This window comes from Pseudomonas sp. BN414, from assembly GCF_029871275.1.
Taxonomy (GTDB): domain Bacteria; phylum Pseudomonadota; class Gammaproteobacteria; order Pseudomonadales; family Pseudomonadaceae; genus Metapseudomonas; species Metapseudomonas resinovorans_C.
The window spans coordinates 208,549-233,159 of sequence record NZ_SSOL01000073.1 but is presented as its reverse complement, the minus strand read 5'-3'; the positions used below and the strand labels follow the sequence as shown (position 1 = coordinate 233,159).

The window sequence follows — 24,611 nt, the reverse complement described above, 5'->3', positions numbered from 1 at the left end:
GACTAAATCGATATTTGGCGAGTCGCCCAGATTCGATCGGCTTCTTCGAAGGCCTGTTCGCGTTCCATGCCCATGCCTCGCAAGGCAAGCGCCATGGTGGAGCGTATTGCCAGGAGGCCGTATTCATCGCCGCTCTTGCCCTGCCAGACGGCAACCATGTGGTTGGGGTCCAGGCTTTCCGGTTTCACGTGTCGGAGAGGGGAGAGTGCTGGCCATTCCTCATCCCATGCTTCGCCGTTGGCGGTGCCGTAGAGATGGCAGGCAGCGTCCGGATTGACCTCGATCTCGCCACCTTCCCCCTTGATCACAATCGCGTGGTCGTTGAGTAGGCGGCTGGCTTCACGGTGTTCCGCCTGATAGCCGGGATGGAAGATGCTCTGCAGGCCGCAGCGAGCATTGAGTGGGTTGAGGATGCGTGCCAGGGAGTGGATGGGAGAGCGCAGGCCAAGGGTGTTGCGCAGATCGATCATTCGCTGCAGTTGCGGCGCCCATGATCCAAGGGGAATGAAAGCCAGGCGGCGTTCGTCGAGGGCTGCCGCGACCTGCTCCCAGTTCCGGCACAGCGGTATGTCCAACAGATCGAGCAATTGTTCGCTGTACATGCGACCGGCCGTATGAGCGCCACCGCCGTGCAGGAGAATGCGCACGCCGCTGTCGGCCAGCGCCTTGGCTGCCAGTAGGTACCAAGGCAAGTGACGTTTCTTGCCGGCGTAGCTCGGCCAGTCGAGGTCCACCGCAATAGGTGGCGCCTGATTGCGTTGGCGGAAAGCTTCGGTGAAGCCCGCCAGTTCTTCGGCGTTCTCTTCCTTGTGTCGCAGCAGCATGAGGAAGGCACCGAGTTGGGTGTCTTCAACTTCGCCGTCGAGAAGCATGCCCATGGCTTCGCGGGCTTCCTCTCGAGTCATATTGCGGGCGCCGCGCTTGCCTTTTCCGAGGATGCGCACGAACTGGGCAAAGGGATGTTCCGGTGGAGTGACGAGATTCATAGGCAATTGGTCGGCTTGGGTAGTCCGGCGAGCTTGGCGGCAAGCTTGGCAGGGGCGCCCTTGAACAGGCGATTCAGGTGCAGGCTGTTGCCCTTTTCCGGGCCCAGTTTCTGCGCAACGTACTTGACCAGGGGACGGTTCGCGGGAGACAGCTGGAACTCGGCATAGAAGCCGCGCAGCAAATCGAGAATCTCCCAGTGTTCCGGCTGCAGGGCCAGCTCCTCAAGATCGGCCAGTGCATTGGCCACGGCAGGGCTCCAGTCGCTCAGCTCCTGGAGATAGCCGTCCTTGTCCAGCGGGATGCTGCGCCCCTCTATCACCAAGTCACTCATAGCCAGCTGTTCACCTTGTCGTAGTGGCAGCAGAGCTCCACGAATGCCGGATAGTCCACGGCATTCAAGCGCGCTGGTAGGCCGGTCAGGGCTCGAGCTTGCAAGTCTTCCGCAAGCGCGTGCAGGGCGATCGAGTCCGGCATCAGGTCCAGCGCCTGGCGAGTCAGGCTGCCAGGTTGCAGCGCGTAAACAGCATCGCCACTGAGCAGTAGACCGTCACCGGGTCCCAGCAGGCGCAGGCAACTTCCGAGGCGGCTGTCGGAAAAAGGGGAGTGGGAAAGAACGTGCAGGGTGGCCATCAGAGTGTGAGCACCTGGTCATAACGGTCGATAAGGGAAGTCAGCGCGCTATCGTCGAGGACCTCCACAGCCAGGTTCAGGGCAGCGCCGTCCAGGCCGCGCTCCTGAAGGCTGCGCGCGGAGGCGAAGAGCGATTCGACGCCGAACAGCGGTAGGGCCTGGAGATTGGCGGTCAGGTCCTTCTGCTGGAGTGTTGCCGGCTGCTGGCTGGATGCGAGCTGGAACACCCCGTCATCAAGAAACAGCAGTCCAAGTGGCAGGTCGAACGCGCCTCCCGCTAGCGCGATATCCAAAGCCTCGCGCGCTCCGGGACCACTCCAGGGCGCCTGGCGACTGATGATGAGCATGGACTTCATTTCAGTTGCCTCCGAAGCTGACCAGTCGATCGGCTATCTGCGCGGCTTCATGCAGTTGTCCCAGACCGGATAGGTCCCAGCCTTCGGCCAAATTGGCTGCAGGTCTTTCATAGCGCTGCGCTTCTTCCGCATTCAGCACTCCACGGCGGAGTGCCGCGGCGATACAGACCACGCCATCTAGCTGGTGCTTGCGCACGAAGGCGCTCCATTCGGCGGCGAGGTTCGGCTCATCCTGGGGGGCAACGGCGTTGGCGGAAGCGCTGTGTACACCCTCCTGATAGAAGAACAGCCGGACGATTTCATGGCCCCCGTCAAGGCAGGCCTCAGCGAAGCGGAGGGCACGCCGGGAGGAGGGCGAATGGGGCGGGGCGAACAGGGCAATGGCGAATTTCATGGTCGCTCGGGCGAATGGAAAACTGCTGGAATGATACGGCCAGACGCGTCCTTTTGCCCGTCCGGACAGAAAAAAGCCCGCCGAAGCGGGCTAGTCCGAGGAGTTGGCGAGCATCAATCGTTGCTGCTGAATACGCCAATCAATTGCAGCAGGCTGATGAACAGGTTGTAGATCGATACGTACAGGCTGATGGTGGCCATGATGTAGTTGCGCTCGCCGCCGTGAATGATGGCGCTGGTCTGGAACAGGATGCAGACCGACGAGAACACTACGAAGCCGGCGCTGATCGCCAGTTGCAGGCCGCTGATATTGAAGAAGATGCTTACCAGCGTGGCGCCGATCAGGACGAAGAAGCCGGCAGTGATGAAGCCACCGAGGAAGCTCATGTCCTTGCGGGTGGTCAGCACATAGGCGGATAGACCGAAGAACACCAGGGCGGTCATGGCGAACGCCGAACTCACCACTTCACCGCCGTTGGGCATCCCGAGATACATGTTGAGGATCGGACCCAGCGTGTAGCCCATGAAGCCGGTGAGGGCAAAAGTGGATACCAGGCCCCAGGCAGAGTTACGCAGTTTCACGGTAAGGAAGAACAGACCGTAGAAACCAATCAGCACCACGAAGATGCTGGGATATGGCACACGCATCTGTTGGGCTGCGTAGGCGACCAGGCCGCTGAACGCCAGCGTCAGGGCCAGCAGCCCGTACGTATTGCGCAGCACGCGGCTGACTTCAAGCTGCTCAGCCTGCGCAGGGTTGAGGGCATAATTCTGTTCGTTCATCGCGACACTCCCGATTTGGTTTCCGTGACCTTGGTCAGAGCTGGATATTAACAGAGGCGTGGAAGGCGCCTATTGCAAGAGTTTGACAGCGTGTTGCGTTCCGGTACTATGGCGCCCCGCGCAAGCGGAGGTGTGGCCGAGTGGTTTAAGGCAGCGGTCTTGAAAACCGCCGAAGGGGAGACTCTTCCGTGAGTTCGAATCTCACCGCCTCCGCCATCTATATAGCTGAAAGCCCCGTATATCGGGGCTTTCGCTTTTCTGGATGGTCGAAAATCTGACCGGACGGCTGTCGTCCTTTGCGAAGAGTTCCGAAACTATTCGGGAAGAGTTCTAAAACTCCGCCTATTTTGACGGTTTGGTGATGGCGCCAATGCGCCGATAAACTCGCTCCGTCAACTCCTCTTCCGTGTGCCCCAACAGCCGACTGGCGTCCTCAGGTCGGTTACTTCCGACGCAGCTTTAGGCGAATGTCCCGGAACTGGAATTGTGCTCTGACTTCGAGAGCCTTCCACTGCCGGCTGTGACTCCTGTCTCTCCGAAATTGGCCACTGTCGAGTAAAGTCGAGCGAATCCCTGGAGCGACTCGCCAAGTTCTTGCATGTCTAGTTCATGGCGTTCGTATCGAATCTTGATTTGCTCAGCGTCGAACATCGACTCGTCGCCCCTGTCCACGGTTATCTTTCCTGTGCTCGGGAAGCTCAGTCACTGCCCACAATCTCCCGATACCGTCGCTGGTACTCCTCGTAGCTCAGGCCAGTTTCTTGGTCGAGCTTCTCGAGCTGCTTCTGCTTCCATTGGTGGCGTGAGAGGGCCCCGGATGAAGTGTCAGTAACCTGGGGCGTGGCTGGCGCGAGCGAGCTGGAAGCAACTGGACGATCTGCTGTGCCGATGCACTGGTACTTCACCACGATCTGGCCGGCGACACAGGAACCATAACCGTTGAACTGGTGACAGTTCTGCTGTTGGCCTCCGAACGCTTCGGCTTCCTGATAGCCCCATACCTGGCACTTCGACTTGGCGATACTCTGGGCCTGGCTAACGTTTACGACGGGTTGCTCGAATGGGGCGAAGTCGTATGCCAAATCAACTGTGCCGTCTGCGCGACTGCCGCCCATGGCGTAGAAATCTTTTTTGGTAGCGCAGCCGCTTACAGTCAGGGCTGCGGCGAGGGAGAGAAGTGCGAGAGGGGTGGCGCGCACGGCGACCTCCTTGTCGTGATGTGAGGCGGCCATCATATCCATTAGCCGCGTCTGCTGGCTATTGGCCAGTGGTCGTGTCGATTAAGTACAACTTCACTTTCAATGCCTCCGCCATATAGATGTTAGTTTCTAAGGCATCTATCTCCTGGAAATCTCCGAATGGAGCGTTTTGGGAGCCCTTGGAAACAGAAGGTACTGGGGGTCGCCTCGAAAGAGGGGCCCCCAGTTTCGTTTCGGGCGCTTCACGTCCTGGTGTTCAGCCTCTGGCATTCGCCCAACGCCATGGCCTCTTCCTGATGCTTGCCGCCGACATAGTCTCCGGTGGCCCGGTCGATAATCCGGTACCAATAGGCATCCAGCGCTGTTCCTCCGAGAACTTCACCATTTCTGATCCCTCTGGCCTGAACATTCGGGACCCTTTTCACCGAGAAGCGTGCACTCATGGTGGAACTCCTTGTGTAGGTAGAAGTGGAACATTTTTGATAGCTGGACCTTGCCGACCCCGCAACCTGGATCTCGATACGGATCGTTTCAAGGGTCGCTTTCATGTCGCCAAGCATTCGTCATGCGACTCTTTCCCGGGCTTGTATGCGCGCGAGTTTTCTCGATTTCGTTACATTTCCAGCCCTTCAGCGTAAGCGTTTGACCGCTCATCCCTGAGTGGCGGCCTGGCTGTCCCCCTCCCTACCTCTCCAGTCGCTCTATCTCGGACGTTTCAGCGCTGTCAGACAGGCGCGTCAATCGGATGACCATTGGCATTTACATTTTGAAACATCTGCACTTTAGTCAGGTTATTGACGTTATGCGGCGCTAAACAAAAACGAGCAAACGCTCAAACAGCCCGGACCTTCACTGGTGCAGTTCCTCTAGAGACGCCATAAGGCGTCCATCCAGTGTCGAGGGCCAGCAACTGGAGAGAGTCATGAAACGCCCTGACTGCGAGCACGCGACAGGTCGGTCTGAGGAACAGGCTGACGGCGAGGGGAGAAGGAAATTTCTGAAACTGACAGCAGTGACGATGGCGGCGCCACTGCTGATGACGGGTACGAAGGCGCGGGCTGAAACTGCGCCACCGGTATTCCCGCCAAGTCCACCCACTGTTCCCTGGGCCCATGAACTGCCCACGCAGATCACTCCGGCGGGCCCGGTATCGTCACTGAGTCCGCCACCTACCGAGGTTGCCAACGTTGCCGGAGGCGAGGCGGGGCGCAATCCTCACCAGCGCTGGGCGCAGTTCGGGCCGGGTGCATTGCTTTACGAGATCAGTGCCACGGAGCGAAATGACTGGGTCTACAGCCCGTCCTACCCACCCCAGCGGATCTGGGGCTATCAGGCCAATAGCAATCCGGACCACAGCATGCCAAGCGCGACGTTCTTTGCGCGCTATGGGCGGCCGCTGATCTGTCGCATCCATAACAAGCTGCCGCAGGACCATGTGGGCTTCGGTACGCCGGAGATATCGACTCACTTGCACAACCTGCACTGTGGGTCGGAAAGCGATGGTTTCCCGGGCGACTACTACAGCCCCACCAAACATGGTCCGACGCTCTCGGCCAACGGCAGATTCAAGGATCACCTGTACTCGAACGTGAAGGCGGGGTTCGAAGCACGCCAGGACCTGGTCGGAGACCCTACCGAAGCCCTCGGCACGCTGTTCTATCACGATCACACGCTGGACTTCACCGCACCCAACCTCTACCTCGGGTTGGCGGGGTTCTACTGCATGTTCGATGAGCTGGATTCGGGAAATGAGGCCGATCCGAATCCCAATGCGCTGCGCCTGCCGAGCTATCCGTACGACTACCCGCTGAACTTCAACGATCGGCGTTTCGATGCGAACGGCAGGCTGTTCTACGACCAGGTCAATCCGGAAGGGGTCCTAGGCGACAAGGTGGCAGTGAATGGCCGAATCGAACCGGTTCTGCGGGTGGCCGCCCGCAAGTACCGTTTCCGGTTGCTGAACACCGGCCCGAGTCGTTTCTATAACTTCGCTCTGGTATCACCGACCAATGTGATGCAGAAGTTCACGCACATCTCCAATGACGGAAACCTGTTCCCGGCACCACTGCTCAATCAGACCAACGTGACGCTGGGCGTTGCCGAGCGCGCGGACATAGTGGTCGATTTCTCGAAGTATGTGATCGGTACGCAGCTCTATCTGGTCAACCGCATGCGTCAGATCGAAACCCGTCGTCCCAAGGACATCAAGGATCCGGGCGATCGCGTGCTGAAGATAGTCGTTGATCGTTATCCGCCAGCCCAGGATCTGAGTCGGGTGCCGGCAACTCTGCGACCGTTGCCAGTGATTACCCAGGCCGAGATCGACACGGCACCGGTTCGTCGCTGGATCTTCGAGCGCGACAGGGGCATGTGGGCGATCAACAAGCTGTTCGTCGATGTGAATGTGGCGAGGGCACAGATACCCAAGGGTGGCTATGAGATCTGGGAGCTGTCGAACGTCGATGATGGCTGGAGCCACCCCATTCACATCCATTTCGAAGAAGGACGAATCCTGCAGAAGATCGTCAAGGGTGTCAGCGTGCCCATCCCGCCTCACGAGCAAGGGCGCAAGGATGTCTATGTGGTCGAGCCGTTCACCACGTTGCGGATATTCCTGCGTTTCCGTGACTACAAGGGCAAGTACCCCATGCACTGCCACAACCTGATCCACGAGGACCACGCCATGATGCTGCGCTGGGACATCGTCTGAGGCCAATTGCAGAGCATTTTCGAGGTGGGAGGAATCATGATGAACACGCGAAGAAAGATGCTGGCTGGAATGGGCGGAGCGGCTGCTTTGCTGGCCGGTTGGGCAGCGATGCGCGGAGGCGATGGAATGGTCGAAACCGCCTACGCAAAAGGTGCCGGGGCAGTTCCTTTTCCCAATGTCACGCTATACACCCACGAGGGCCGCAGAGTTCGGTTCTATGACGACCTCATTCGCGGCAAGGTCGTCACCTTCAACATGATGTACACGCAATGCACGGGCAAATGCCCGACCATGACGGCAAACCTGCGCCAGTTCCAGCAGCTGTTGGGTGACCGGGTGGGGCGCAGTGTGTTCATGCATTCCATTACCCTGCAGCCGTTGCTTGATACGCCCGATGTACTGAAGGCCTATGTCGAGAAGTACCACGTCGGTCGGGGTTGGGAATTCCTTACCGGAGCGCCTGAAGACATCGAGGCCATTCGCTTCAGCTTGGGTTTCTATGACGTCGACCCCGATATCGATCGCAATCTGACCAGTCACACCGGGCTCGTGCGTATGGGGAACGACAGCTACGAACGCTGGACCATGGCGCCTGCGCTGACCGGACCGCAGCACATCCTTGCCACGCTGAACCATGTCGATCGCGAATGGGTAGCAACCTCGTGACGGGTTCGAGGGTGTCCCTGGCTTTACAGGGACACCCTCGCATTCCGTACCCGCTTTTCTTTATCATCCACATCCTGAATAGCGCGCAATCATCTGTATTTATTCGGATTCTTCCCACATTCAGTATCTGATTCGATCTCTGTCCGGTATTTCTCGGTGGAGAAATTGGCGCTGCTCCTTTGACGTGTGTTGTAACTGGAGCTAGGTCAATCTCTGGTCATTTGCTAATGTGAGCTTCATTTGAACAAGCTTGCTGCCCCAGGCAGCGCGCGATGCACTGAAGAGGTGTCGCTTGATTAGGGTGCTGGTGGTCGATGACCACGATCTAGTAAGAACGGGGATTACCCGCATGCTGGCCGATATCGATGGCCTGCAGGTGGTAGGGCAGGCCGATAGCGGTGAGGAAGCACTCAAGAAAGCACGGGAACTCAAGCCCGATGTCGTCCTCATGGACGTCAAGATGCCAGGCATCGGCGGTCTGGAGGCCACTCGCAAGCTTCTGCGCAGCCACACCGACATCAAGGTGGTCGCGGTGACTGCCTGTGAGGAAGATCCCTTCCCGACTCGTCTGCTACAGGCCGGCGCGGCCGGTTACCTGACGAAGGGCGCGGCCCTGGAAGAGATGATCCAGGCGATTCGCCAGGTCTTCGCAGGGCATCGGTTCATCAGCCCACAGATCGCCCAGCAATTGGCGCTCAAGTCCTTCCAGCCCCAGGCCAGTGGCTCTCCGTTCGATCTGCTCTCAGAGCGCGAAATCCAGATCGCCCTGATGATCGCCAACTGCCAGAAGGTGCAAAGCATTTCGGACAAGCTCTGCCTGTCGCCGAAGACGGTGAATACGTACCGCTATCGAATCTTCGACAAGCTTTCGATTTCCAGCGATGTCGAGTTGGCGTTGCTGGCCGTGCGGCACGGCATGGTAGACGCCGTCAGCTAAGATGTCCGACTCCTTCGACGCAAGTGCTTTCCTAGCCGCCTGCAGCGGTCGTCCGGGGGTTTACCGGATGCTCGATGCGGGCGGCAAGCTGCTTTATGTGGGCAAGGCGAAGAACCTGAAGAAGCGTCTCGCCAGCTACTTCCGCAAGACCGGGCTGGCGCCCAAGACCGCAGCCCTGGTAGCGCGGATCGTTCAGGTCGAGACCACCATTACCTCCAATGAGACTGAAGCGCTGCTGCTGGAGCAGACGCTCATCAAGGAATGGCGGCCGCCTTACAACATTCTGTTGCGGGACGATAAGTCCTATCCCTACGTGCACCTGAGCGATGGCGACTTTCCGAGGCTCAGCATCCACCGGGGCGCGAAAAAGAAGAAGGGTCGCTATTTCGGCCCCTATCCCAGCGCCGGCGCCATCCGCGAAAGCCTCAACCTGCTGCAGAAGGCTTTCCTGGTCCGTCAGTGTGAAGACAGCTACTACAAGAACCGCACCCGGCCCTGCCTGCAGTACCAGATCAAGCGCTGCAAGGCACCCTGCGTTGCACTGGTGGACCCGGCGGAATACGCCGAAGACGTGCGGCACTCCGTGATGTTCCTGGAAGGGCGTAGTAATGCGCTGACCCAGGAACTGTCCACGGCAATGGAAGGGGCAGCACAGAAACTCGATTTCGAGCGCGCGGCCGAGCTTCGCGACCAGATTGCCATCCTGCGGCGGGTCCAGGACCAGCAGAGCATGGAAGGCGGCACCGGCGATATCGACGTAGTCGCTGCCATCGCGACGCCGGGTGGTGCTTGTGTCCACCTGATCAGCGTTCGGGGTGGACGTGTGCTGGGCAGCAAGAATTTCTTCCCCCAGGTGGGCATCGAAGAAGAGTCTGCGGATGTGCTGGTGGCGTTCATCGCCCAGTACTACCTGGGCAACCAGGAGCGGGATCTGCCCAGCGAACTCATCGTCAATGCAACCCATGAGGACTTCCCGACACTGATCGCAGCATTGGCCGAGTTACGTGGTCGGGAGCTGGACATCAGTCATCGGGTGCGTAGCACGCGCGCACGCTGGCAACAGCTGGCAGTCACCAACGCGGAGCAAGCGTTGGCCGCGCGACTGGCTAACCGGCAACACACTGCCGCTCGTTTCGAGGCCCTGGCCGAAGCCCTTGGCCTGGATGAAGCGCCGCAGCGCCTGGAGTGCTACGACATCAGCCATTCCAGTGGTGAGGCCACTGTCGCGTCATGCGTGGTGTTCGGGCCCGAGGGCGCGCTGAAGTCGGACTATCGCCGCTACAACATCGAGGGCGTCACCGCGGGTGACGACTACGCCGCCATGCACCAGGCGCTCTCGCGCCGCTTCGGCAAGCTCAAGGACGGGGAGGGCAAGCTGCCCGATATCCTCCTGGTGGATGGTGGCAAGGGTCAGTTGGCCATGGCCCAGGAAGTATTGAAGGAACTGGCCGTGCCGGAGCTGATTCTGCTCGGCGTCGCCAAGGGCGTGACTCGCAAGCCCGGTTTCGAAACGCTCTACCTGAACGATGCTGCGCACGAGTTCACCCTGCCAGCGGACTCTCCCGCTTTGCACCTGATCCAGCAGATTCGCGACGAGGCTCACCGCTTTGCCATTACCGGACACCGAGCCCGGCGTGGCAAAGCGCGGCGTACCTCGAGCCTGGAAGACGTGGCTGGAGTAGGGCCCAAGCGACGCCGCGAGCTGCTCAAGCACTTTGGCGGGCTGCAGGAACTCAGCCGCGCGAGCATCGAAGAAATCGCCAAGGCACCGGGCATCAGCAAAAAGCTTGCTGAGTCGATTTATGCCGCTCTGCACAGCGAGTAGAATGCGGCCTTCCTTCAGAACCAGCCGTAACGATGAATATTCCTAACCTGCTCACCGTTCTGCGCGTACTGCTCATTCCCGTCTTCATCCTGCTTTTCTATCTGCCGTTCTCCTGGAGCTATCTGGCGGCCAGTGCAGTCTTTGCCATCGCGGCGGTCACCGACTGGTTCGATGGCTATCTGGCACGGCGCTGGCAACAAAGCACGCCCTTTGGTGCCTTCCTCGATCCGGTGGCTGACAAGCTGATGGTGGCGGTAGCGCTGGTGCTGCTGGTGGAGGAGCACCATAACCTCTGGCTGACGCTACCTGCTGCCACCATCATCGGTCGTGAGATCGTGGTGTCGGCCCTACGTGAGTGGATGGCGGAGCTGGGTGCGCGTGCCCATGTGGCGGTGTCCAACCTGGGCAAGTGGAAGACTGCGGCGCAAATGGTGGCGCTGGTCATTCTTCTGGCCAATCCGCCGCTGCTCACCTTCTGGGTCGGCGTCGGATATTTCCTGCTGATTCTCGCTGCGGCACTTACCCTGTGGTCCATGCTGCACTACCTGCTGGCCGCTTTGCCGCACCTCAGCACCGACCCGAAGGAAAAATAAAAGTTTTTTGAATCAAGGGGTTGACGGCTGTTCATGAATCTATAGAATGGCGCCCGTCAACACGACAAAGCGGGAATAGCTCAGTTGGTAGAGCACGACCTTGCCAAGGTCGGGGTCGCGAGTTCGAGTCTCGTTTCCCGCTCCAGTTTCACGCGATGACGCCGCCGCAAGCGGCGTTATTGTTAGGCCGGATGGCAGAGTGGTCATGCAGCGGATTGCAAATCCGTGTACGCCGGTTCGATTCCGACTTCGGCCTCCATCTAAAAAGCCCCGTAGATCAAAAATCTACGGGGCTTTTTTCATGGGTTCGAAAAAGCTGCAGGCTTTCCCGGGTCTAGCCCTCGGGGAGTGGAACCTGGTTGCTCACAAGTTGGCTGTTGGACACGTAAGTGATTGATTCGAAATTTTATTTGGGCTTAAATCAGCGCCCTGCACCAATGCCCCTCCTGCCCGGATGGCGAAATCGGTATACGCAGAGCACTTAAAATGCTTCGCCCTTTGGGCTTGCGGGTTCGAGTCCCGCTCCGGGCACCAATAAAATCAGTCTCTTATCGCCCTCTGCTCAAGTAATTTCTACGCACTCTGCTGGTTCCTGCAACCCTGTGCGGGATGTTGAGTCCGTTCGGTTCCAGTCCATTCCTGCTCCGAAAGAAATCGATCTAAAAACTCGCTTTCGGAAGTGGAGGGCTTTGCTAGATTCAATATCAGTAGGTGGATACGCAGACTGATGCGCAAGCGGATAGCAAGGAAACGTGGGGCGCGTTCCGAAGGGTACACGGTTAGAAAGATCTCCCAGATGAGATCCAGCCCTTACGCCGTGTGAAGCAGAAGAGTTACTGGCTTCTGTGAGATGCCTGATAAACCTTGCAAGCCGGAAACCAGCGCCGGCCACCTACTACGAATTCCAGGCCCGCCACGTGCGGGCCTGTTCGTGTCTGACGATATCTCCTTCCCAACTCCTGGTTTATGATCGCCCGGCCTGCCGCGGATGAGGGGTCATCTGCGGCATTGCAGAACCTTTGAACCCACGAGCGGACTAAGGCTGAAGCTGCACAGCGCCTTCATGGCGAAGTAGTGGCGCAATTTCGGCTAGCTTTAGGGGGACCTGAATGGATCAGGCGCAGGAGAGGAATCGAATGGAATCGAAAGAGCAGCATCTGGTGCGTTTGCTCAGCCTGACGACCCGCAGCCTCACCCATCTCACGGCGGCAATGAGCGAAATGTCGTTCGAGATGATGCGTAGCGAGGACCCAGCGGTAAAAAGCGCAGGACGGCGCATGATCGACCACCTGGCTGCCATCGGGGCTGGGCTGGATCAGCATTGGGAAGCACTCGCCAGCTACAGTGGCGTGCCTGTCGCCCACGAGGGTAACGAGACCCTCGTGGAGCTTGAACTGAACGAACTTCCACAGGAATCCTGAACAGTCGGTCCGACACGGACCATTTCTGTTTCTCCGATCTGTCACGCCCTCGTCACGGCCTTGCCATCAGCCTTGGATGGAATCCGCCTATCACAGGTGGAGGACTATCCATGCGGCTATGCGTGATTGGGGCGGGATATGTGGGTTTGGTGACGGCAACCTGCTTTGCCGAAATGGGCAACCAGGTCAGTTGCGTGGAGCGAGATCCGTTCCGTCTGGCGCGCTTGTCCCAGGGCCAGGTGCCGATCTACGAACCTGGTCTGGAACCCATGCTCCAGGCACATCTCGCCAGTGGCCAGTTGAGCTTCGCCGAGCGGCTGGAAGAGGGCGTCCTGCAGGCCGACATCATCTTCATCGCCGTGGGTACTCCCAGCGGTGAGGATGGCTCCGCTGATTTGTCCCATGTGCTGGCCGTGGCCGACGAACTCGGTGCGGTGCTCCGGCGTCCGTGCATCGTGGTCGACAAATCCACCGTACCCGTCGGAACGGCGGAGCGGGTTTCCCGGCGTATCCATGCGGGTCTGGCATCGCGCGGCCTTGGCTTTCGGGTGCAGGTGGCGAGCAACCCTGAGTTCCTCAAGGAAGGCTCGGCGATTGACGATTTCATGCGTCCGGACCGGGTCATCATCGGTTGCGATGATCCGGGTTCCAGCGAGCAGCTGCGCCGGCTCTATGCGCCGTTCCTGCGCAATCACGAGCGTGTGATCACCATGGGTGTGCGTGCGGCGGAGTTCACCAAGTACGCTGCCAATGCCTTTCTCGCGACAAAGATCTCCTTCATGAACGAAATGGCGGGCATCTGCACGCGACTCGGCGTGGACATCGAGGATGTCCGGCGAGGCATTGGCAGCGACAAGCGCATCGGTACCCACTTCATTTATGCGGGCTGCGGCTACGGCGGCTCCTGCTTCCCCAAAGATGTGCGCGCGCTGATCCGTACGGCGGAACAGGAAGGCATGGAGCCGGGCATTCTGCGCGCCGTGGAGGCACGCAACGCGCTACAGAAAACGTTGCTGTTCCAGACGGTGCGCGAGCACTTCAGCGGATTCCTACAGGGGAGGGTGGTTACGCTCTGGGGGCTGGCCTTCAAACCGGGCACCGACGACCTGCGCGAAGCGCCCAGCCTCGTGTTGCTGGAGGCCCTGCTACAGGCCGGTGCGCGAGTGCAGGCTCATGACCCAGTGGCCAATGCCGGCGTCGCCGCGCGCTATCCGAAAGCGCTGGAAACCGGGCAACTGCGGTTGCTGGACTCTCCCTACAGCGCAGTGGAAGGCGCCGATGCTTTGGTGCTGGTCACTGAATGGAAGCAGTTCCGCCAACCGAACTTCGAGCGAGTTCGTGGTCTTATGCGCATGCCCGTGATCTTTGATGGACGAAACCTCTACGAGCCAGCGCAGCTGGTCGAAGCAGGGTTTCTCTATCGCGGCATAGGACGGCCCGCAAGCGGGCATTGTAAGGCGAGTGCCGCGTGATTAGACTGCGCGGCAATTCGCCATAACACCCACCGCAAAGGATCGAAATGATCAAGAAATGCCTGTTCCCCGCCGCCGGTTACGGTACCCGCTTCCTGCCGGCCACCAAGGCGATGCCCAAGGAAATGCTGCCAGTGGTGAACAAGCCACTGATCCAGTACGGCGTTGAAGAGGCCTTGGACGCTGGTCTGAGCGAAATCTCCATCGTGACTGGCCGTGGCAAGCGCGCCCTCGAAGACCATTTCGACATCAGCTACGAGCTGGAGCACCAGATCAAGGGTACCGACAAGGAGAAATACCTGGTCGGCATCCGTCGCCTGATCGACGAGTGCAGCTTCGCCTACACCCGCCAGGTGGAGATGAAAGGTCTGGGGCACGCCATCCTCAGCGGTCGTCCGCTGATCGGCGACGAGCCCTTCGCCGTGGTCCTGGCCGACGACCTGTGCCTGAACCTCGAAGGCGACGGCGTCCTGACCCAGATGGTCAAGCTGTACAACCAGTTCCGCTGCTCCATCGTCGCCATCCAGGAGGTGCCGCGCGAGGAAACCTCCAAGTACGGGGTGATCGCCGGCGAGATGATCCGTGACGACATCTTCCGTGTGAACAGCATGGTGGAGAAACCCAAGCCGGAAGATGCCCCGTCCAACCTGGCGATCATCGGCCGCTACATCCTGACCCCGGACATCTTCGATCTCATCGAGCAGACCGAGCCGGGCAAGGGTGGTGAAATCCAGATCACCGACGCCCTGATGAAACAGGCCCAGGACGGCTGCGTGCTGGCCTACAAATTCAAGGGCAAGCGTTTCGACTGCGGTGGTGCGGAAGGCTACATCGAAGCCACCAACTACTGCTTCGAAAACCTGTACAAGACCGGCAAGGCCTACTGATCAGGCCGCGTCAACAAAGAGGCCGCCTTCGGGCGGCCTTTTTCATTTCAGACACCGGGCGCGTGAGTAGCTGGTTTCCTGTAGGGGCGAATTCATTCGCCAAGGGCAGCGCAGCTGCCTCCGAACAATCGAAAGGCGAACCTGCAGTCCGCATAGCGATTGAAATCGCCCCCACAACACAAGCGCCGAGTTCCCCTAGGGTATCGGCATCGCCTCCGACCCCGGCCCCAACGGCTGGCCGTAGCTGAATTCCACATAGTTGCCCGCCGGGTCGCGCAGGCCGCAGTAATAACCGACGGGATAGGGCTCGTCACGCGGCGGCCAGATCAGGCAGCCCGCCGCTTCGGCCTGGGCCGCGATGGCGTCCACTCTTTCGCGGCTGTCCACGGCGAAGCCGAGGTGGCTGTAATCGTCAGCGGCAAGATGGCGGTCCTGGCCGCCGGGCATTATCACGAAGATGAACTGGTGTTCCTTGCCAGGCTCGGCCATCCAGACGATCTTCGAGCCCTTACCCGCGCGCTCGTGTATCACGCGCATCCCGCAGAAGTCCGCATAGAAGCGGACGCAGGCCTCCAGTTCCGGTACATGCAGGGCCACATGGGTGAGGGTGGGGCGCATGGCAACCTCCTTCTCGATGCTTCAAGAATAGGCCCGGCAACTGGTCAGAGACAGATCTTCCGGTATGCTGGCGGCTTGTTTCTGGAGATTTGCCATGGCTTACGACTTCGACCTCTTCGTCATAGGTGCCGGTTCCGGCGGCGTGCGTGCCGCCCGCTTCGCGGCAGGCTTCGGGGCCCGTGTGGCCATAGCCGAGAGCCGCTATCTGGGCGGTACTTGCGTCAACGTCGGCTGCGTGCCGAAGAAGCTGCTGGTCTACGGTGCCCACTTCGCCGAGGACTTCGAGCAGGCCAAGGGATTCGGCTGGAGGCTCGATGAGGCCGACTTCGACTGGCAAACCCTGATCACCAACAAGAATCGCGAGATCCATCGTCTCAACGGCATCTACCGCAACCTGCTGGTCAACAGTGGCGTCACCTTGCTGGAAGGCCACGCCCGACTGGTGGACCCGCACACCGTGGAAGTGGACGGCCAGCGATGCACGGCGAAAAACATCCTTGTCGCCACCGGCGGCTGGCCGCAGATTCCCGACATTCCCGGACGTGAACTGGCCATCAGCTCGAATGAAGCCTTCTTCCTCGAGAAACTGCCCAAGCGCGTGCTGGTGGTGGGCGGCGGCTATATCGCAGTCGAGTTCGCGTCGATCTTCCACGGCATGGGTGCGCAGACGTCCTTGCTCTATCGCGGCGAACTTTTCCTGCGCGGCTTCGACGACTCCGTGCGCAATCACCTGCGTGAAGAGCTGGGCAGGAAGGGGATGAACCTGCAGTTCAATTCCGATATCGCCCGGATCGAGCGGCAGTCCGACGGCAGCCTCCTGGCGACCCTCAAGGACGGCCGCCACCTGGAAGCCGACTGCGTCTTCTATGCCACCGGCCGCCGCGCGATGCTCGACAACCTGGGCCTGGAGAACACCGGCGTCGAAGTGGACGCGCGCGGCTTCATCAAGGTGGATGAGCAGTTCCAGACCACAGAGCCCTCCATCCTGGCTCTGGGCGATGTGATCGGCCGCGTGCAACTCACGCCGGTCGCACTGGCCGAAGGCATGGCCGTGGCCCGCCGCCTGTTCAAGCCGGAGGAATACCGGCCGGTGGACTACGACCACATTCCAACCGCCGTATTCAGCCTGCCGAATATCGGCACCGTTGGCCTGACCGAGCAGCAAGCGCGCACCAAGGGCCACAAGATCAAGGTCTTCGAGAGCCGCTTCCGGCCCATGAAACTGACCCTGACGGAAAGCCAGGAACGCACGCTGATGAAGTTGGTGGTGGATGCCGAGTCTGATCGCGTCCTCGGTTGCCATATGGTCGGCCCGGAAGCGGGCGAGATCGTCCAGGGCCTGGCCGTGGCACTCAAGGCCGGTGCTACCAAGCGCATCTTCGACGAAACCATCGGTGTGCACCCGACTGCCGCTGAAGAGTTCGTGACCATGCGCACCCCGGTCGGCGCCTGACGCTGAATGGAGCAACTCTTCTACCTGTCCGACCTGTTCGGCGTTGCGGTCTTCGCCATTACCGGCGCTCTGATGGCGGGGCGCAAATCCATGGACCTGTTTGGCGTACTGGTGATTGCGATCATCACTGCCCTGGGTGGCGGCACCTTGCGTGACGTCATCCTCGGCAACCACCCGGTAAGCTGGATTCGCGACGACACTTACATCCTGGTGGCGTCCCTGGCAGCGCTCGGCACGGTGATCTGGGTGCGCCTGACGCAGCCAATCAATGAAACCGGCCTGCTGGTTGCGGACGCCTTCGGCCTGGCGGTGTTCACCGTGTATGGCACCGAGGTTGCCCTGCAGCACAACCTGCAGCCCGGTACGGCGGTGATCATGGGCGTGATCACCGGTGTAGGTGGTGGCGTACTGCGCGACATCATCTGCAACGAGGTGCCGCTGATCTTCCAGAAGGAAATCTACGCAATCGCCTGCATCGCCGGTTCCCTTGTCTTCCTCGGTCTGCGCGAAGTGGCGTTGCCGGGTTGGCTGGTCACCGCGGCGGCCATGCTGGTGGTGCTGCTGATTCGCCTGGCGGCCATCCACTGGAAACTTTCGTTGCCGCGCTTCCATCTGCTCGACCGCGACTGATCTCGTCGCCCTGGATCGCCTTGCTTTGTGGGGGCGAATTCATTCGCTTAGGGCAGCGCAGCTGCCCTCTGACGAGTGGATAGGCGCACCTGCGGTCCGCATAGCGATTGAAATCGCCCCCACAATCGACGCTCCGCGCGGGTCTTTGCAGGGATCGCTGGCGAAATCCGGTAAACCCGCGACACTGGATGCAGTTGTTTCTCACCACTTCAGGTTGGAGGAATGCTGCATGTCCAGAATCGCGCTCCTGTGTGCGCTGCTCCTCGGTGCCGGCCTCGCCCAGGCCGAAATCAAAGCCACTGAAATTCCCTACAAGGGCCCGGACGGCACATCGCTGATCGGCTACTACGCCTATGACGACGCCGTCGTCGGCAAGCGGCCAGGGGTGATCGTGGTTCACGAATGGTGGGGCCTGAACGACTACGCTAAACGTCGAGCTCGCGATCTCGCCGCGCTCGGTTACAGCGCCCTCGCCATCGATATGTATGGCGAGGGCAAGAACACCGAACACCCAGCCGATGCCCAGGCCTTCATGCAGGCCGCCCTGGCCAGCGCTCCGGCGGCCAAGGCGCGCTTCCTCGCCGGGCTCGACCTGCTGAAGGCGCAACCGCAGACCGACCCCGACAAGCTGGCCGCCATTGGCTACTGCTTCGGCGGCAAGGTAGTCCTGGACATGGCTCGTGAAGGCCTGCCGCTGGCCGCAGTCGTCAGTTTCCATGGCGTCCTGGCCGCCACTTCTGCCGCCAAGCCGGGCGCGGTCAAGGCCAAGGTGCTGGTGGAGCATGGCGAGAAGGACACACTGGTGCCCATGGCCTCGGTCACCACGCTCAAGGAAGAGTTCGACAACGCCAAGGCCGACTACCGTGTGGTGATCCAGCCGAAGGCCAAGCACAGCTTCACCAATCCTGATGCCGACCGCTTGAGCCATGCCGGGCACGGCAGCGAGAAAGGACCGGACCTGGGCTACAACGAGGTGGCGGACGAGAACTCCTGGGCCGACATGCAGGCGCTGTTCAAGGAAACCCTCGGCCAGTAGTGCGTTGGCTAGGCTTGAAAGGAAGGCAACCAAGGGAGCTGTCCCATGAGCAAGCTGCTGCAGACCCGCTCACCCATCGACGGTTCGATCTACGTCGAGCGGCCTTGGGCCTCATCGACGGAGATCGCGGCGGCGCTGGAGCGTGCCGAGCTCGCACGGGCAGCCTGGAAAGGAACGCCCGTGGCCGAGCGGGTCGCGATCACCCGACGCGCCATCGCTGCATTCGCTGCGCGTGAGGCGCAACTGGCCGAAGAGCTCTGCTGGATGATGGGACGGCCGATTCGCTATGCACCAGGGGAAATTCGTGGCTTCGTGGAGCGGGCCACCTACATGGCGGATATCGCCGAAGAGGCCCTGGCTGATATCCGCCTGCCGGATAAACCTGGCTTCACCCGGTTGATCCGCCGCGAACCGCTGGGGCTGGCGTTGGTCATCGCGCCCTGGAACTACCCCTACCTGACGGCCGTGAACGCGGTGGTACCGGCCTTGCTGGCGGGTAACTGCGTACTGCTCAAACACTCCGCGCAGACACCGCTCTGCGCCGAGCGGATGGCAGAGGAATTCGTCGAAGCCGGCCTGCCGCCGGGCGTGCTGCAATACCTGCACCTGACCCACAGCGACACGGAACAGCTGATCCAGGCCGAGCCGGTTCGTCATGTGGCCTTCACCGGCTCGGTGGAAGGCGGTGCCATGGTCGAGCGCGCGGCGGCCGGGCGCTTTATCAGCTCCGGTCTGGAGCTGGGCGGCAAGGACCCAGCCTATGTGCGCGCGGATGCCGACCTCGGCCATGCCGTGGAAACCACCATCGATGGTGCCTTCTTCAATTCCGGCCAGTCCTGTTGTGGCATCGAGCGCATCTATGTGCATGCCGATCTCTACGACGCCTTCGTCGAGAAGGCCGTGGCGCTGGTGGGGCAATACCGGCTGGGCCGTTCCGACGATCCGGAAACCACCCTCGGACCACTGGTGCGCAGCGAAGCGGCGGAGTTCGTCCGGGCGCAGATACGCGAAGCCGTGGGGCAGGGCGCGAAAGTCCATCTCGATCCGAACTCCTTCGCCCTGGACCAGCCCGGCAGCGCCTACCTCGCACCCCAGGTACTCACCGATGTCCACCACGGCATGCGGGTAATGAACGAGGAATCCTTCGGCCCGGTGGTGGGCATCCAGAAGGTGCGCGACGACGACGAGGCCGTGGCATTGATGAACGACAGCCCTTATGGCCTGACCGCCGCGATCTTCAGCCGGGATGAAAACAGTGCCCTGGCGCTGGGGGACCGGGTCGAGGCGGGCACCGTGTTCCTCAACCGCTGCGATTACCTGGACCCGGCCCTGGCCTGGACCGGCGTCAAGCAGTCCGGGCGCGGCTGCACCCTGTCAAAGGTGGGCTATGAACACCTGACCCGGCCGAAGTCATTCCATTTCAAGAACACTTTGTGAGGCGCGACATGGACCCGAGCCACTTCCGCATGAACTGGAACTACCCGACATCGGTGCGCGTCGGTGTCGGTCGCATCAAGGAACTCGATTCCGCTTGCCGGGAACTGGGCATGCAGGCGCCGCTGCTGGTCACCGACCCGGGGCTCGCGGCGTTGCCGATGATCGATTCGGCATTGCGCCAATGCCGCGATGCGGGACTCACAGCGGGGCTGTTCCACCAGATCAAGGGCAACCCGACTGGACCGAACGTGATGGATGGCGTGGCTGCATTCAAGGCGGGTCGCCATGACGGGGTGATCGCTTTTGGCGGCGGCTCGGCGTTGGATGCGGGCAAGGCCATTGCCCTGATGGTGGGGCAGGATCGTCCGCTCTGGGACTTCGAGGACATCGGTGACAACGCCTCGCGCGTCAACGTGGCTGGCATGGCTCCGGTGGTTGCCGTACCCACCACGGCCGGCACCGGCTCCGAAGTCGGTCGCGCCGCGGTCATCACCGACGACCAGGCGCATATCAAGCGCATCATCTTCCACGCCCGCATGCTGCCCGCGATCGTCATCCTCGACCCGGAACTCACCGTCGGCCTGCCGCCGAAAATCACCGCAGCCACGGGTATGGACGCGCTGTCCCACAGCCTGGAGGCCTATTGCTCACCGCTCTATCACCCCATGGCTGCCGGCATCGCGCTGGAGGGCATGCGTCTGGTCAAGGACTATCTCCCCCGGGCAACCGCAAAGGGTGGCGATGTAGAAGCCCGGCTGCAGATGCTCGTGGCTTCCAGCATGGGCGCCACCGCATTCCAGCGCGGCCTGGGCGCCATGCATGCGCTGGCTCATCCCCTGGGCGCGCTGTACGACGCCCACCACGGTTTGCTGAATGCCGTGCTGATGCCCTACGTGCTGCAGGCCAACCGCGCCCACATCGAAGGTCCCATGGCAAGGCTGGCGCGTTACCTCGGCCTGCCGAAGGCGGGTTTTGCCGGCGTGCTCGACTGGGTAGTGGATCTGCGCAGCGAACTGGATATCCCCCACAGCCTGAGCGACATCGGCATCGACGATGGGCGAGTGGAGCAGGTCGGACGCATGGCCGAAGTCGATCCGTCGGCCGGCACCAACCCGGTCCAGTACGACGCCCAGGCGTACAGCCGCATCTTCGAGAAGGCGCTGCACGGCCGGCTCTGAACTAATCTGATCAATGCAGCGGTGAGGTCCACCTGATCCGTGCCCACGCGGGCCCAGGCCCGCTCCGGGGTACTTTGCCGGCGTTCTCCCCACGTCCACGAACAGACCCTTGCCGGTGCACGCCGGCACGGTGCGGCGCCGTGCGGATTCAACCTCGATGGGAGAACTGACATGACCGAGTCATTCAGGGCGGTCGGTGGCTGCCGGTGCGACGACAACCCGGTGCGCTACGAGTACAACACCAGACCCGCGGAGGTGCATTACTGCTTGTGCACCGACTGCACTGATATCTGCGGCGGCGCCATGGCGATCATCGCGGTCGTGGACCGCAACGCCTTCAGGATCACTGCCAATGCCGACAAGCTGAAGTGCTATCACTCCAAGTCCACCTGTCACCGTTACTTCTGCTCCGAATGCGGCTGCCACATGTACCTCCACGTCGACAGCTTCCCCGACTTCGAGCTGGTGCACATACCGACGCTGGACCGTGACTCCGATGCCGGCGGCAAGCCGGACCGCTACGTGTTCGTACGCTCCAAGCATCCGCTCCTGACCCTGCCCGACGATGGCCTGCCGCGTCACCAGGGCTGGGGCGACAGTGGGGCGCCCGTGGAGGCCTGATCGCCGGGGGCTCAGTCGTTGCTGGACAGCACCTGGCGAAACGCCTCGAACGCGGCCGTGGAGTAGCCCTGGCGCCAGACCAGCAAGGTTTCTACCTGCATGAGTGGCACTTGCTGGAGCGGCGGAGGTTCGCGCTGCAACTCCAGCACCGAGCGCGGCAGGATGCCGACGCAGGAGCCAGCCGACACGCAGGCGAGGATGGTGTGGTAGGAACCCACCTGCTGGACCGTGGGCAACGGGCGACTTTCGCCGGACAACCAATTCTCGGCGATCTGCCGATAGGTGCAGCCCTCGGCGAATCCCGCCAGCCCGCGTACCTGGACATCGGACGGTTCCTTTACCAGTGGGTGGCCGGCTGGCAGTACCAGCAGCAATTCCTCCAGGAACACCGGCTGCGCCTCCAGTCCCATCGCAGCGACTTCCTCCTGGCCTTTGGGCCAGGCCACCAAGGCGCAATCGAGGCGGCGCGCCAGAACACCTTCCAGCAGAGCCTGGCTGGTGCCGGTGCTCACCTCCAGTTCCACGTCAGGGCACTGGCCGTGGAAGCGCGCGAGGGGTACGGGCAGACGACTGGCTGCGGTACTTTCCATGCTGCCCAGGCGCAGGCGACCACCGGGTTGCAGGGGGTGCATGGCCTGGCGCGCTTCGTCAGCCAATGCCAGCAGCCGCTCGCTGTATTCGAGGAAGGCCTGGCCGCGATCGGTCAGAGTCATGCGCTTGCCCTCACGGAGGAAGAGGGGCGTGCCCAGCTCTTCCTCGAGCTGGCGAATCCGCGTGGTGACGTTGGACTGCGCCCGCTGCAGGCGCTGGGCCGCGCGGGTCACGCTGTGCTCCAGGGCCACGGCACGGAATATCTCCAGGCTGGATAGATCCATGGCTAATAATCTCTATTGGAGAATGAATGCTTAAAATTATTCTTCATTTGAGATAGATTGGCCAGGATTTCACGTACAGCGGAGTTGCTGCGTCATGTCCATCACCCAACTGCTCGGTATCGAATTCCCCATCATCCAGGCCCCCATGGTGGGTGTTTCCACGCCGGCCCTCGCGGCTGCCGTGTCCAATGCCGGCGCCCTGGGCTCAATCGGCATTGGCGCCAGCACACCGGCCCAGGCCCGCACCATGCTGGCGGAAACCCGAGCCCTGACCAGCCGCCCCTTCAACGTCAATCTCTTCTGCCACCGGCCGGCAGTCTCCGATCCGCAGCGTGAGGGTGCATGGCTGGAACACCTGCGACCGCTATTCGCCGAGTTCGGCGCTGAGCCGCCAGCCAGCATTCGCGAGATCTACAAGAGCTTCCTCGCCGATCCGGAAATGGTGCAGATGCTGCTGGATGAGCGTCCGGCCGTGGTCAGCTTCCATTTCGGCCTGCCTTCCCGCGACTGGATCGATGCGCTCAAGGCGGCCGGTATTCGCCTGCTGGCCAGTGCCACGACCCTGGAGGAGGCTCGCCTGGTGGAAGCCGCAGGCGTCGACGCCATCGTGGCCCAGGGCATCGAAGCTGGCGGCCACCGTGGTGTGTTCGAGCCCGAGAAGGGCGATGCCGGCATCGGCACCCTGGCACTGGTGAGGCTGATCGCCCGCAACTGCCGCCTGCCGGTCATTGCCGCCGGCGGCATCATGGACGGGCAGGGCATCCGCGCCGCGTTGGCGCTGGGTGCCGGGGGTGCGCAACTGGGCACCGCCTTCGTGCCTTGCCCGGAATCCGCCGCCAACGCTGCCTACCGCGCGGCCCTGAAAGGCGAGCGCGCCCACCAGACGCGCATCACCGCCGCCATTTCCGGCCGCGCCGCCCGTGGCATGGTTAATCGCCTCTGGACCGATCTCGACACTGCCGATGCCCCGGCCCTGCCGGACTACCCGAATACCTACGACGCCGCCAAGTCCCTGCATGCCGCCGCCAGCGCCAGGGGCTGCAACGACTTTGCCGTGCAATGGGCGGGGCAGGGCGCTCCCCTGGCGCGGGAGATGCCTGCGGCAGACCTGGTGAAAGTGCTGGTGGAGGAAATGAACGCCTGAGTCTTCGGCTCCCTGGCGCACCACGTCGCCTTTGCATTGCTTTCCTGTGGGGGCGAATTCATTCGCGAAGGGCAGCGCAGCTGCCCCCTGAAATCCTTTAGGGCGAACCTGCGGTCCGCATCGCGATTGAAATCGCCCCCACAACAAGGCGACGAAGGGAGACGCCCGGATGTCGATCCGACAGCCCGTCCATCGACAAAGGGATGATTAGCTATCGTCATCCCACCCACCAGGAGGTGCACCATGAGCAAGCGGATTCATACCATCGTCCCGTGTCTATGGTTCGACGAACAGGCAGAGGCTGCTGCCAACTTCTACGTCGGCATCTTTCCCAACTCAAAGATCACGGCCATGAGTCGCTACGGTGAGGCGGGCCGGGACGTCCATGGCCGGGAGCCGGGATCGGTACTCACCGTGGACTTCGAGCTGGACGGCCAGCGCTTCACCGCGCTCAACGGCGGTCCGGTATTCAAGTTCAACGAGGCCGTGTCCTTCCAGATCCATTGCGACGACCAGGAGGAACTGGACTACTACTGGGACCGGCTTTCCGTCGGTGGTGACCCGAATGCCCAGCAGTGCGGGTGGCTCAAGGACCGCTTCGGCCTGTCCTGGCAGGTTGTGCCCATCGCGATGATAAAGATGCTTGAAGACTCGCTGTCGGCGCCGTCCCAGCGCGCATTCGCGGCGATGATGCAGATGAAGAAGCTGGATATCGCGACTTTGAAGAAAGCCTTCGACGGTTGAGGCCGCTGCGGCCCGG

Annotated in this window: 26 protein-coding genes, 4 tRNA genes and 1 pseudogene; 20 read left to right on the top strand and 11 right to left on the bottom strand. The window is 61.4% G+C overall.

From position 1 onward, the window contains the following. Window positions 1-2 precede the first annotated feature (2 nt). The 6 genes from E8E95_RS21135 to E8E95_RS21110 all read right to left on the bottom strand — a co-directional run bounded on the left by E8E95_RS21135 (window position 3) and on the right by E8E95_RS21110 (window position 3,149). Window positions 3-986, bottom strand: a complete 984-nt coding sequence (locus E8E95_RS21135) for a glycosyl transferase family protein (protein WP_280353650.1) — start codon at window positions 984-986, stop codon at window positions 3-5. After that, a complete protein-coding gene (locus E8E95_RS21130) occupies window positions 983-1,318 on the bottom strand; it encodes a TusE/DsrC/DsvC family sulfur relay protein (RefSeq protein ID WP_280353649.1) in 336 nt (111 codons plus the stop codon). The genes E8E95_RS21135 and E8E95_RS21130 overlap by 4 nt, the downstream gene beginning before the upstream one ends. Next, window positions 1,315-1,617, bottom strand: coding sequence for a sulfurtransferase complex subunit TusB (gene tusB, locus E8E95_RS21125; RefSeq protein WP_280353648.1), 303 nt, complete (start codon window positions 1,615-1,617; stop codon window positions 1,315-1,317). Before tusB ends, E8E95_RS21130 begins: the two co-directional genes overlap by 4 nt. Then, the gene (gene tusC, locus E8E95_RS21120) at window positions 1,617-1,973 is read right to left on the bottom strand and encodes a sulfurtransferase complex subunit TusC (protein ID WP_280353646.1); all 357 of its coding nucleotides are present in this window, start codon (window positions 1,971-1,973) and stop codon (window positions 1,617-1,619) included. Before tusC ends, tusB begins: the two co-directional genes overlap by 1 nt. A 1-nt stretch (window position 1,974) precedes the next feature. Then, the gene (tusD, locus tag E8E95_RS21115; protein ID WP_280353644.1) at window positions 1,975-2,367 is read right to left on the bottom strand and encodes a sulfurtransferase complex subunit TusD; all 393 of its coding nucleotides are present in this window, start codon (window positions 2,365-2,367) and stop codon (window positions 1,975-1,977) included. A gap of 113 nt (window positions 2,368-2,480) precedes the next feature. Further along, window positions 2,481-3,149, bottom strand: a complete 669-nt coding sequence (locus E8E95_RS21110; protein WP_280353642.1) for a Bax inhibitor-1/YccA family protein — start codon at window positions 3,147-3,149, stop codon at window positions 2,481-2,483. 126 nt (window positions 3,150-3,275) lie between these two features. Here E8E95_RS21110 and E8E95_RS21105 point away from each other — a divergent pair. Then, window positions 3,276-3,365 (top strand) — tRNA-Ser (locus tag E8E95_RS21105). A gap of 126 nt (window positions 3,366-3,491) precedes the next feature. On the opposite strand, the pseudogene E8E95_RS21100 reads toward E8E95_RS21105, so the two are convergent. The 3 genes and pseudogenes from E8E95_RS21100 to E8E95_RS21090 all read right to left on the bottom strand — a co-directional run. Further along, window positions 3,492-3,642: pseudogene (locus E8E95_RS21100) on the bottom strand (integrase); the annotation flags it as partial. A gap of 205 nt (window positions 3,643-3,847) precedes the next feature. Beyond that, window positions 3,848-4,390 (bottom strand): YecR family lipoprotein, encoded by a 543-nt coding sequence (gene yecR, locus E8E95_RS21095; protein WP_280353640.1) that lies wholly within the window; start codon window positions 4,388-4,390, stop codon window positions 3,848-3,850. 200 nt (window positions 4,391-4,590) lie between these two features. Then, window positions 4,591-4,791 carry a hypothetical protein gene (locus E8E95_RS21090; protein WP_280353638.1) on the bottom strand — a complete coding sequence of 67 codons (201 nt, stop codon included), beginning with the start codon at window positions 4,789-4,791 and terminating at the stop codon, window positions 4,591-4,593. Between the two features lie 593 nt (window positions 4,792-5,384). On the opposite strand from E8E95_RS21090, the gene E8E95_RS21085 reads away from it, so the two are divergent. The 11 genes from E8E95_RS21085 (at window position 5,385) to galU (ending at window position 14,859) form a co-directional block, all read left to right on the top strand. Then, the gene (locus E8E95_RS21085; RefSeq protein WP_280353636.1) at window positions 5,385-7,058 is read left to right on the top strand and encodes a multicopper oxidase domain-containing protein; all 1,674 of its coding nucleotides are present in this window, start codon (window positions 5,385-5,387) and stop codon (window positions 7,056-7,058) included. A gap of 39 nt (window positions 7,059-7,097) precedes the next feature. After that, entirely contained in the window at window positions 7,098-7,724 is a 627-nt protein-coding gene (locus E8E95_RS21080) for an SCO family protein (protein ID WP_280353706.1), read from the top strand. 292 nt (window positions 7,725-8,016) lie between these two features. Then, the gene (uvrY, locus tag E8E95_RS21075) at window positions 8,017-8,661 is read left to right on the top strand and encodes a UvrY/SirA/GacA family response regulator transcription factor (protein ID WP_077526547.1); all 645 of its coding nucleotides are present in this window, start codon (window positions 8,017-8,019) and stop codon (window positions 8,659-8,661) included. 1 nt (window position 8,662) lies between these two features. Next, entirely contained in the window at window positions 8,663-10,486 is a 1,824-nt protein-coding gene (uvrC, locus tag E8E95_RS21070) for an excinuclease ABC subunit UvrC (RefSeq protein WP_280353634.1), read from the top strand. Between the two features lie 32 nt (window positions 10,487-10,518). Then, complete coding sequence (pgsA, locus tag E8E95_RS21065; protein ID WP_077526549.1) at window positions 10,519-11,079, top strand: CDP-diacylglycerol--glycerol-3-phosphate 3-phosphatidyltransferase; 561 nt, start codon at window positions 10,519-10,521, stop codon at window positions 11,077-11,079. A gap of 69 nt (window positions 11,080-11,148) precedes the next feature. After that, window positions 11,149-11,224 (top strand) — tRNA-Gly (locus E8E95_RS21060). Window positions 11,225-11,264: 40 nt separating this feature from the next. Continuing rightward, window positions 11,265-11,338, top strand: a tRNA-Cys gene (locus E8E95_RS21055). A 189-nt stretch (window positions 11,339-11,527) separates the two neighbouring features. Next, window positions 11,528-11,613, top strand: a tRNA-Leu gene (locus E8E95_RS21050). Window positions 11,614-12,215: 602 nt separating this feature from the next. After that, window positions 12,216-12,500 carry a hypothetical protein gene (locus E8E95_RS21045; protein ID WP_077526556.1) on the top strand — a complete coding sequence of 95 codons (285 nt, stop codon included), beginning with the start codon at window positions 12,216-12,218 and terminating at the stop codon, window positions 12,498-12,500. 110 nt (window positions 12,501-12,610) lie between these two features. Next, window positions 12,611-13,972, top strand: a complete 1,362-nt coding sequence (locus E8E95_RS21040) for a UDP-glucose/GDP-mannose dehydrogenase family protein (RefSeq protein WP_280353633.1) — start codon at window positions 12,611-12,613, stop codon at window positions 13,970-13,972. A gap of 47 nt (window positions 13,973-14,019) precedes the next feature. Further along, a complete protein-coding gene (galU, locus tag E8E95_RS21035; protein WP_077526560.1) occupies window positions 14,020-14,859 on the top strand; it encodes a UTP--glucose-1-phosphate uridylyltransferase GalU in 840 nt (279 codons plus the stop codon). 195 nt (window positions 14,860-15,054) lie between these two features. On the opposite strand, the gene E8E95_RS21030 is transcribed toward galU, so the two are convergent. Further along, entirely contained in the window at window positions 15,055-15,477 is a 423-nt protein-coding gene (locus E8E95_RS21030) for a VOC family protein (RefSeq protein WP_280353632.1), read from the bottom strand. A gap of 94 nt (window positions 15,478-15,571) precedes the next feature. Here E8E95_RS21030 and gorA point away from each other — a divergent pair, with 94 nt between their 5' ends. The 6 genes from gorA to E8E95_RS21000 all read left to right on the top strand — a co-directional run bounded on the left by gorA (window position 15,572) and on the right by E8E95_RS21000 (window position 21,832). Further along, window positions 15,572-16,930, top strand: a complete 1,359-nt coding sequence (gene gorA, locus E8E95_RS21025) for a glutathione-disulfide reductase (RefSeq protein ID WP_280353631.1) — start codon at window positions 15,572-15,574, stop codon at window positions 16,928-16,930. A 6-nt stretch (window positions 16,931-16,936) separates the two neighbouring features. After that, window positions 16,937-17,560, top strand: a complete 624-nt coding sequence (locus E8E95_RS21020; protein ID WP_077526565.1) for a trimeric intracellular cation channel family protein — start codon at window positions 16,937-16,939, stop codon at window positions 17,558-17,560. A gap of 229 nt (window positions 17,561-17,789) precedes the next feature. After that, entirely contained in the window at window positions 17,790-18,596 is an 807-nt protein-coding gene (locus tag E8E95_RS21015) for a dienelactone hydrolase family protein (RefSeq protein WP_280353630.1), read from the top strand. A 45-nt stretch (window positions 18,597-18,641) separates the two neighbouring features. Then, a complete protein-coding gene (locus E8E95_RS21010) occupies window positions 18,642-20,033 on the top strand; it encodes an aldehyde dehydrogenase family protein (protein ID WP_280353628.1) in 1,392 nt (463 codons plus the stop codon). Between the two features lie 8 nt (window positions 20,034-20,041). Continuing rightward, complete coding sequence (locus tag E8E95_RS21005; protein ID WP_280353704.1) at window positions 20,042-21,211, top strand: iron-containing alcohol dehydrogenase; 1,170 nt, start codon at window positions 20,042-20,044, stop codon at window positions 21,209-21,211. Between the two features lie 171 nt (window positions 21,212-21,382). Beyond that, window positions 21,383-21,832 carry a GFA family protein gene (locus tag E8E95_RS21000; protein ID WP_280353626.1) on the top strand — a complete coding sequence of 150 codons (450 nt, stop codon included), beginning with the start codon at window positions 21,383-21,385 and terminating at the stop codon, window positions 21,830-21,832. Window positions 21,833-21,843: 11 nt separating this feature from the next. Here E8E95_RS21000 and E8E95_RS20995 read toward each other — a convergent pair whose 3' ends face one another. Then, window positions 21,844-22,707 carry a LysR family transcriptional regulator gene (locus E8E95_RS20995; protein ID WP_280353625.1) on the bottom strand — a complete coding sequence of 288 codons (864 nt, stop codon included), beginning with the start codon at window positions 22,705-22,707 and terminating at the stop codon, window positions 21,844-21,846. A gap of 94 nt (window positions 22,708-22,801) precedes the next feature. Between E8E95_RS20995 and E8E95_RS20990 the strand changes: the two genes are divergently transcribed. Continuing rightward, the gene (locus E8E95_RS20990) at window positions 22,802-23,851 is read left to right on the top strand and encodes a nitronate monooxygenase (protein ID WP_280353624.1); all 1,050 of its coding nucleotides are present in this window, start codon (window positions 22,802-22,804) and stop codon (window positions 23,849-23,851) included. A 243-nt stretch (window positions 23,852-24,094) separates the two neighbouring features. Beyond that, window positions 24,095-24,595, top strand: coding sequence for a VOC family protein (locus E8E95_RS20985; RefSeq protein ID WP_280353622.1), 501 nt, complete (start codon window positions 24,095-24,097; stop codon window positions 24,593-24,595). The last annotated feature ends 16 nt before the right edge of the window (window positions 24,596-24,611 follow it).

What these genes read in the sequence shown, in the direction of transcription:
- E8E95_RS21135 (WP_280353650.1), bottom strand. Translation starts at nt 986, where the DNA reads ATGAATCTCGTCACTCCACCGGAACATCCCTTTGCCCAGTTCGTGCGC.
- E8E95_RS21130 (WP_280353649.1), bottom strand. Translation starts at nt 1,318, where the DNA reads ATGAGTGACTTGGTGATAGAGGGGCGCAGCATCCCGCTGGACAAGGAC.
- tusB (WP_280353648.1), bottom strand. Translation starts at nt 1,617, where the DNA reads ATGGCCACCCTGCACGTTCTTTCCCACTCCCCTTTTTCCGACAGCCGC.
- tusC (WP_280353646.1), bottom strand. Translation starts at nt 1,973, where the DNA reads ATGAAGTCCATGCTCATCATCAGTCGCCAGGCGCCCTGGAGTGGTCCC.
- tusD (WP_280353644.1), bottom strand. Translation starts at nt 2,367, where the DNA reads ATGAAATTCGCCATTGCCCTGTTCGCCCCGCCCCATTCGCCCTCCTCC.
- E8E95_RS21110 (WP_280353642.1), bottom strand. Translation starts at nt 3,149, where the DNA reads ATGAACGAACAGAATTATGCCCTCAACCCTGCGCAGGCTGAGCAGCTT.
- yecR (WP_280353640.1), bottom strand. Translation starts at nt 4,390, where the DNA reads ATGGATATGATGGCCGCCTCACATCACGACAAGGAGGTCGCCGTGCGC.
- E8E95_RS21090 (WP_280353638.1), bottom strand. Translation starts at nt 4,791, where the DNA reads ATGAGTGCACGCTTCTCGGTGAAAAGGGTCCCGAATGTTCAGGCCAGA.
- E8E95_RS21085 (WP_280353636.1), top strand. Translation starts at nt 5,385, where the DNA reads ATGACGGGTACGAAGGCGCGGGCTGAAACTGCGCCACCGGTATTCCCG.
- E8E95_RS21080 (WP_280353706.1), top strand. Translation starts at nt 7,098, where the DNA reads ATGAACACGCGAAGAAAGATGCTGGCTGGAATGGGCGGAGCGGCTGCT.
- uvrC (WP_280353634.1), top strand. Translation starts at nt 8,663, where the DNA reads ATGTCCGACTCCTTCGACGCAAGTGCTTTCCTAGCCGCCTGCAGCGGT.
- pgsA (WP_077526549.1), top strand. Translation starts at nt 10,519, where the DNA reads ATGAATATTCCTAACCTGCTCACCGTTCTGCGCGTACTGCTCATTCCC.
- E8E95_RS21045 (WP_077526556.1), top strand. Translation starts at nt 12,216, where the DNA reads ATGGAATCGAAAGAGCAGCATCTGGTGCGTTTGCTCAGCCTGACGACC.
- E8E95_RS21040 (WP_280353633.1), top strand. Translation starts at nt 12,611, where the DNA reads ATGCGGCTATGCGTGATTGGGGCGGGATATGTGGGTTTGGTGACGGCA.
- galU (WP_077526560.1), top strand. Translation starts at nt 14,020, where the DNA reads ATGATCAAGAAATGCCTGTTCCCCGCCGCCGGTTACGGTACCCGCTTC.
- E8E95_RS21030 (WP_280353632.1), bottom strand. Translation starts at nt 15,477, where the DNA reads ATGCGCCCCACCCTCACCCATGTGGCCCTGCATGTACCGGAACTGGAG.
- gorA (WP_280353631.1), top strand. Translation starts at nt 15,572, where the DNA reads ATGGCTTACGACTTCGACCTCTTCGTCATAGGTGCCGGTTCCGGCGGC.
- E8E95_RS21020 (WP_077526565.1), top strand. Translation starts at nt 16,937, where the DNA reads ATGGAGCAACTCTTCTACCTGTCCGACCTGTTCGGCGTTGCGGTCTTC.
- E8E95_RS21015 (WP_280353630.1), top strand. Translation starts at nt 17,790, where the DNA reads ATGTCCAGAATCGCGCTCCTGTGTGCGCTGCTCCTCGGTGCCGGCCTC.
- E8E95_RS21010 (WP_280353628.1), top strand. Translation starts at nt 18,642, where the DNA reads ATGAGCAAGCTGCTGCAGACCCGCTCACCCATCGACGGTTCGATCTAC.
- E8E95_RS21005 (WP_280353704.1), top strand. Translation starts at nt 20,042, where the DNA reads ATGGACCCGAGCCACTTCCGCATGAACTGGAACTACCCGACATCGGTG.
- E8E95_RS21000 (WP_280353626.1), top strand. Translation starts at nt 21,383, where the DNA reads ATGACCGAGTCATTCAGGGCGGTCGGTGGCTGCCGGTGCGACGACAAC.
- E8E95_RS20995 (WP_280353625.1), bottom strand. Translation starts at nt 22,707, where the DNA reads ATGGATCTATCCAGCCTGGAGATATTCCGTGCCGTGGCCCTGGAGCAC.
- E8E95_RS20990 (WP_280353624.1), top strand. Translation starts at nt 22,802, where the DNA reads ATGTCCATCACCCAACTGCTCGGTATCGAATTCCCCATCATCCAGGCC.
- E8E95_RS20985 (WP_280353622.1), top strand. Translation starts at nt 24,095, where the DNA reads ATGAGCAAGCGGATTCATACCATCGTCCCGTGTCTATGGTTCGACGAA.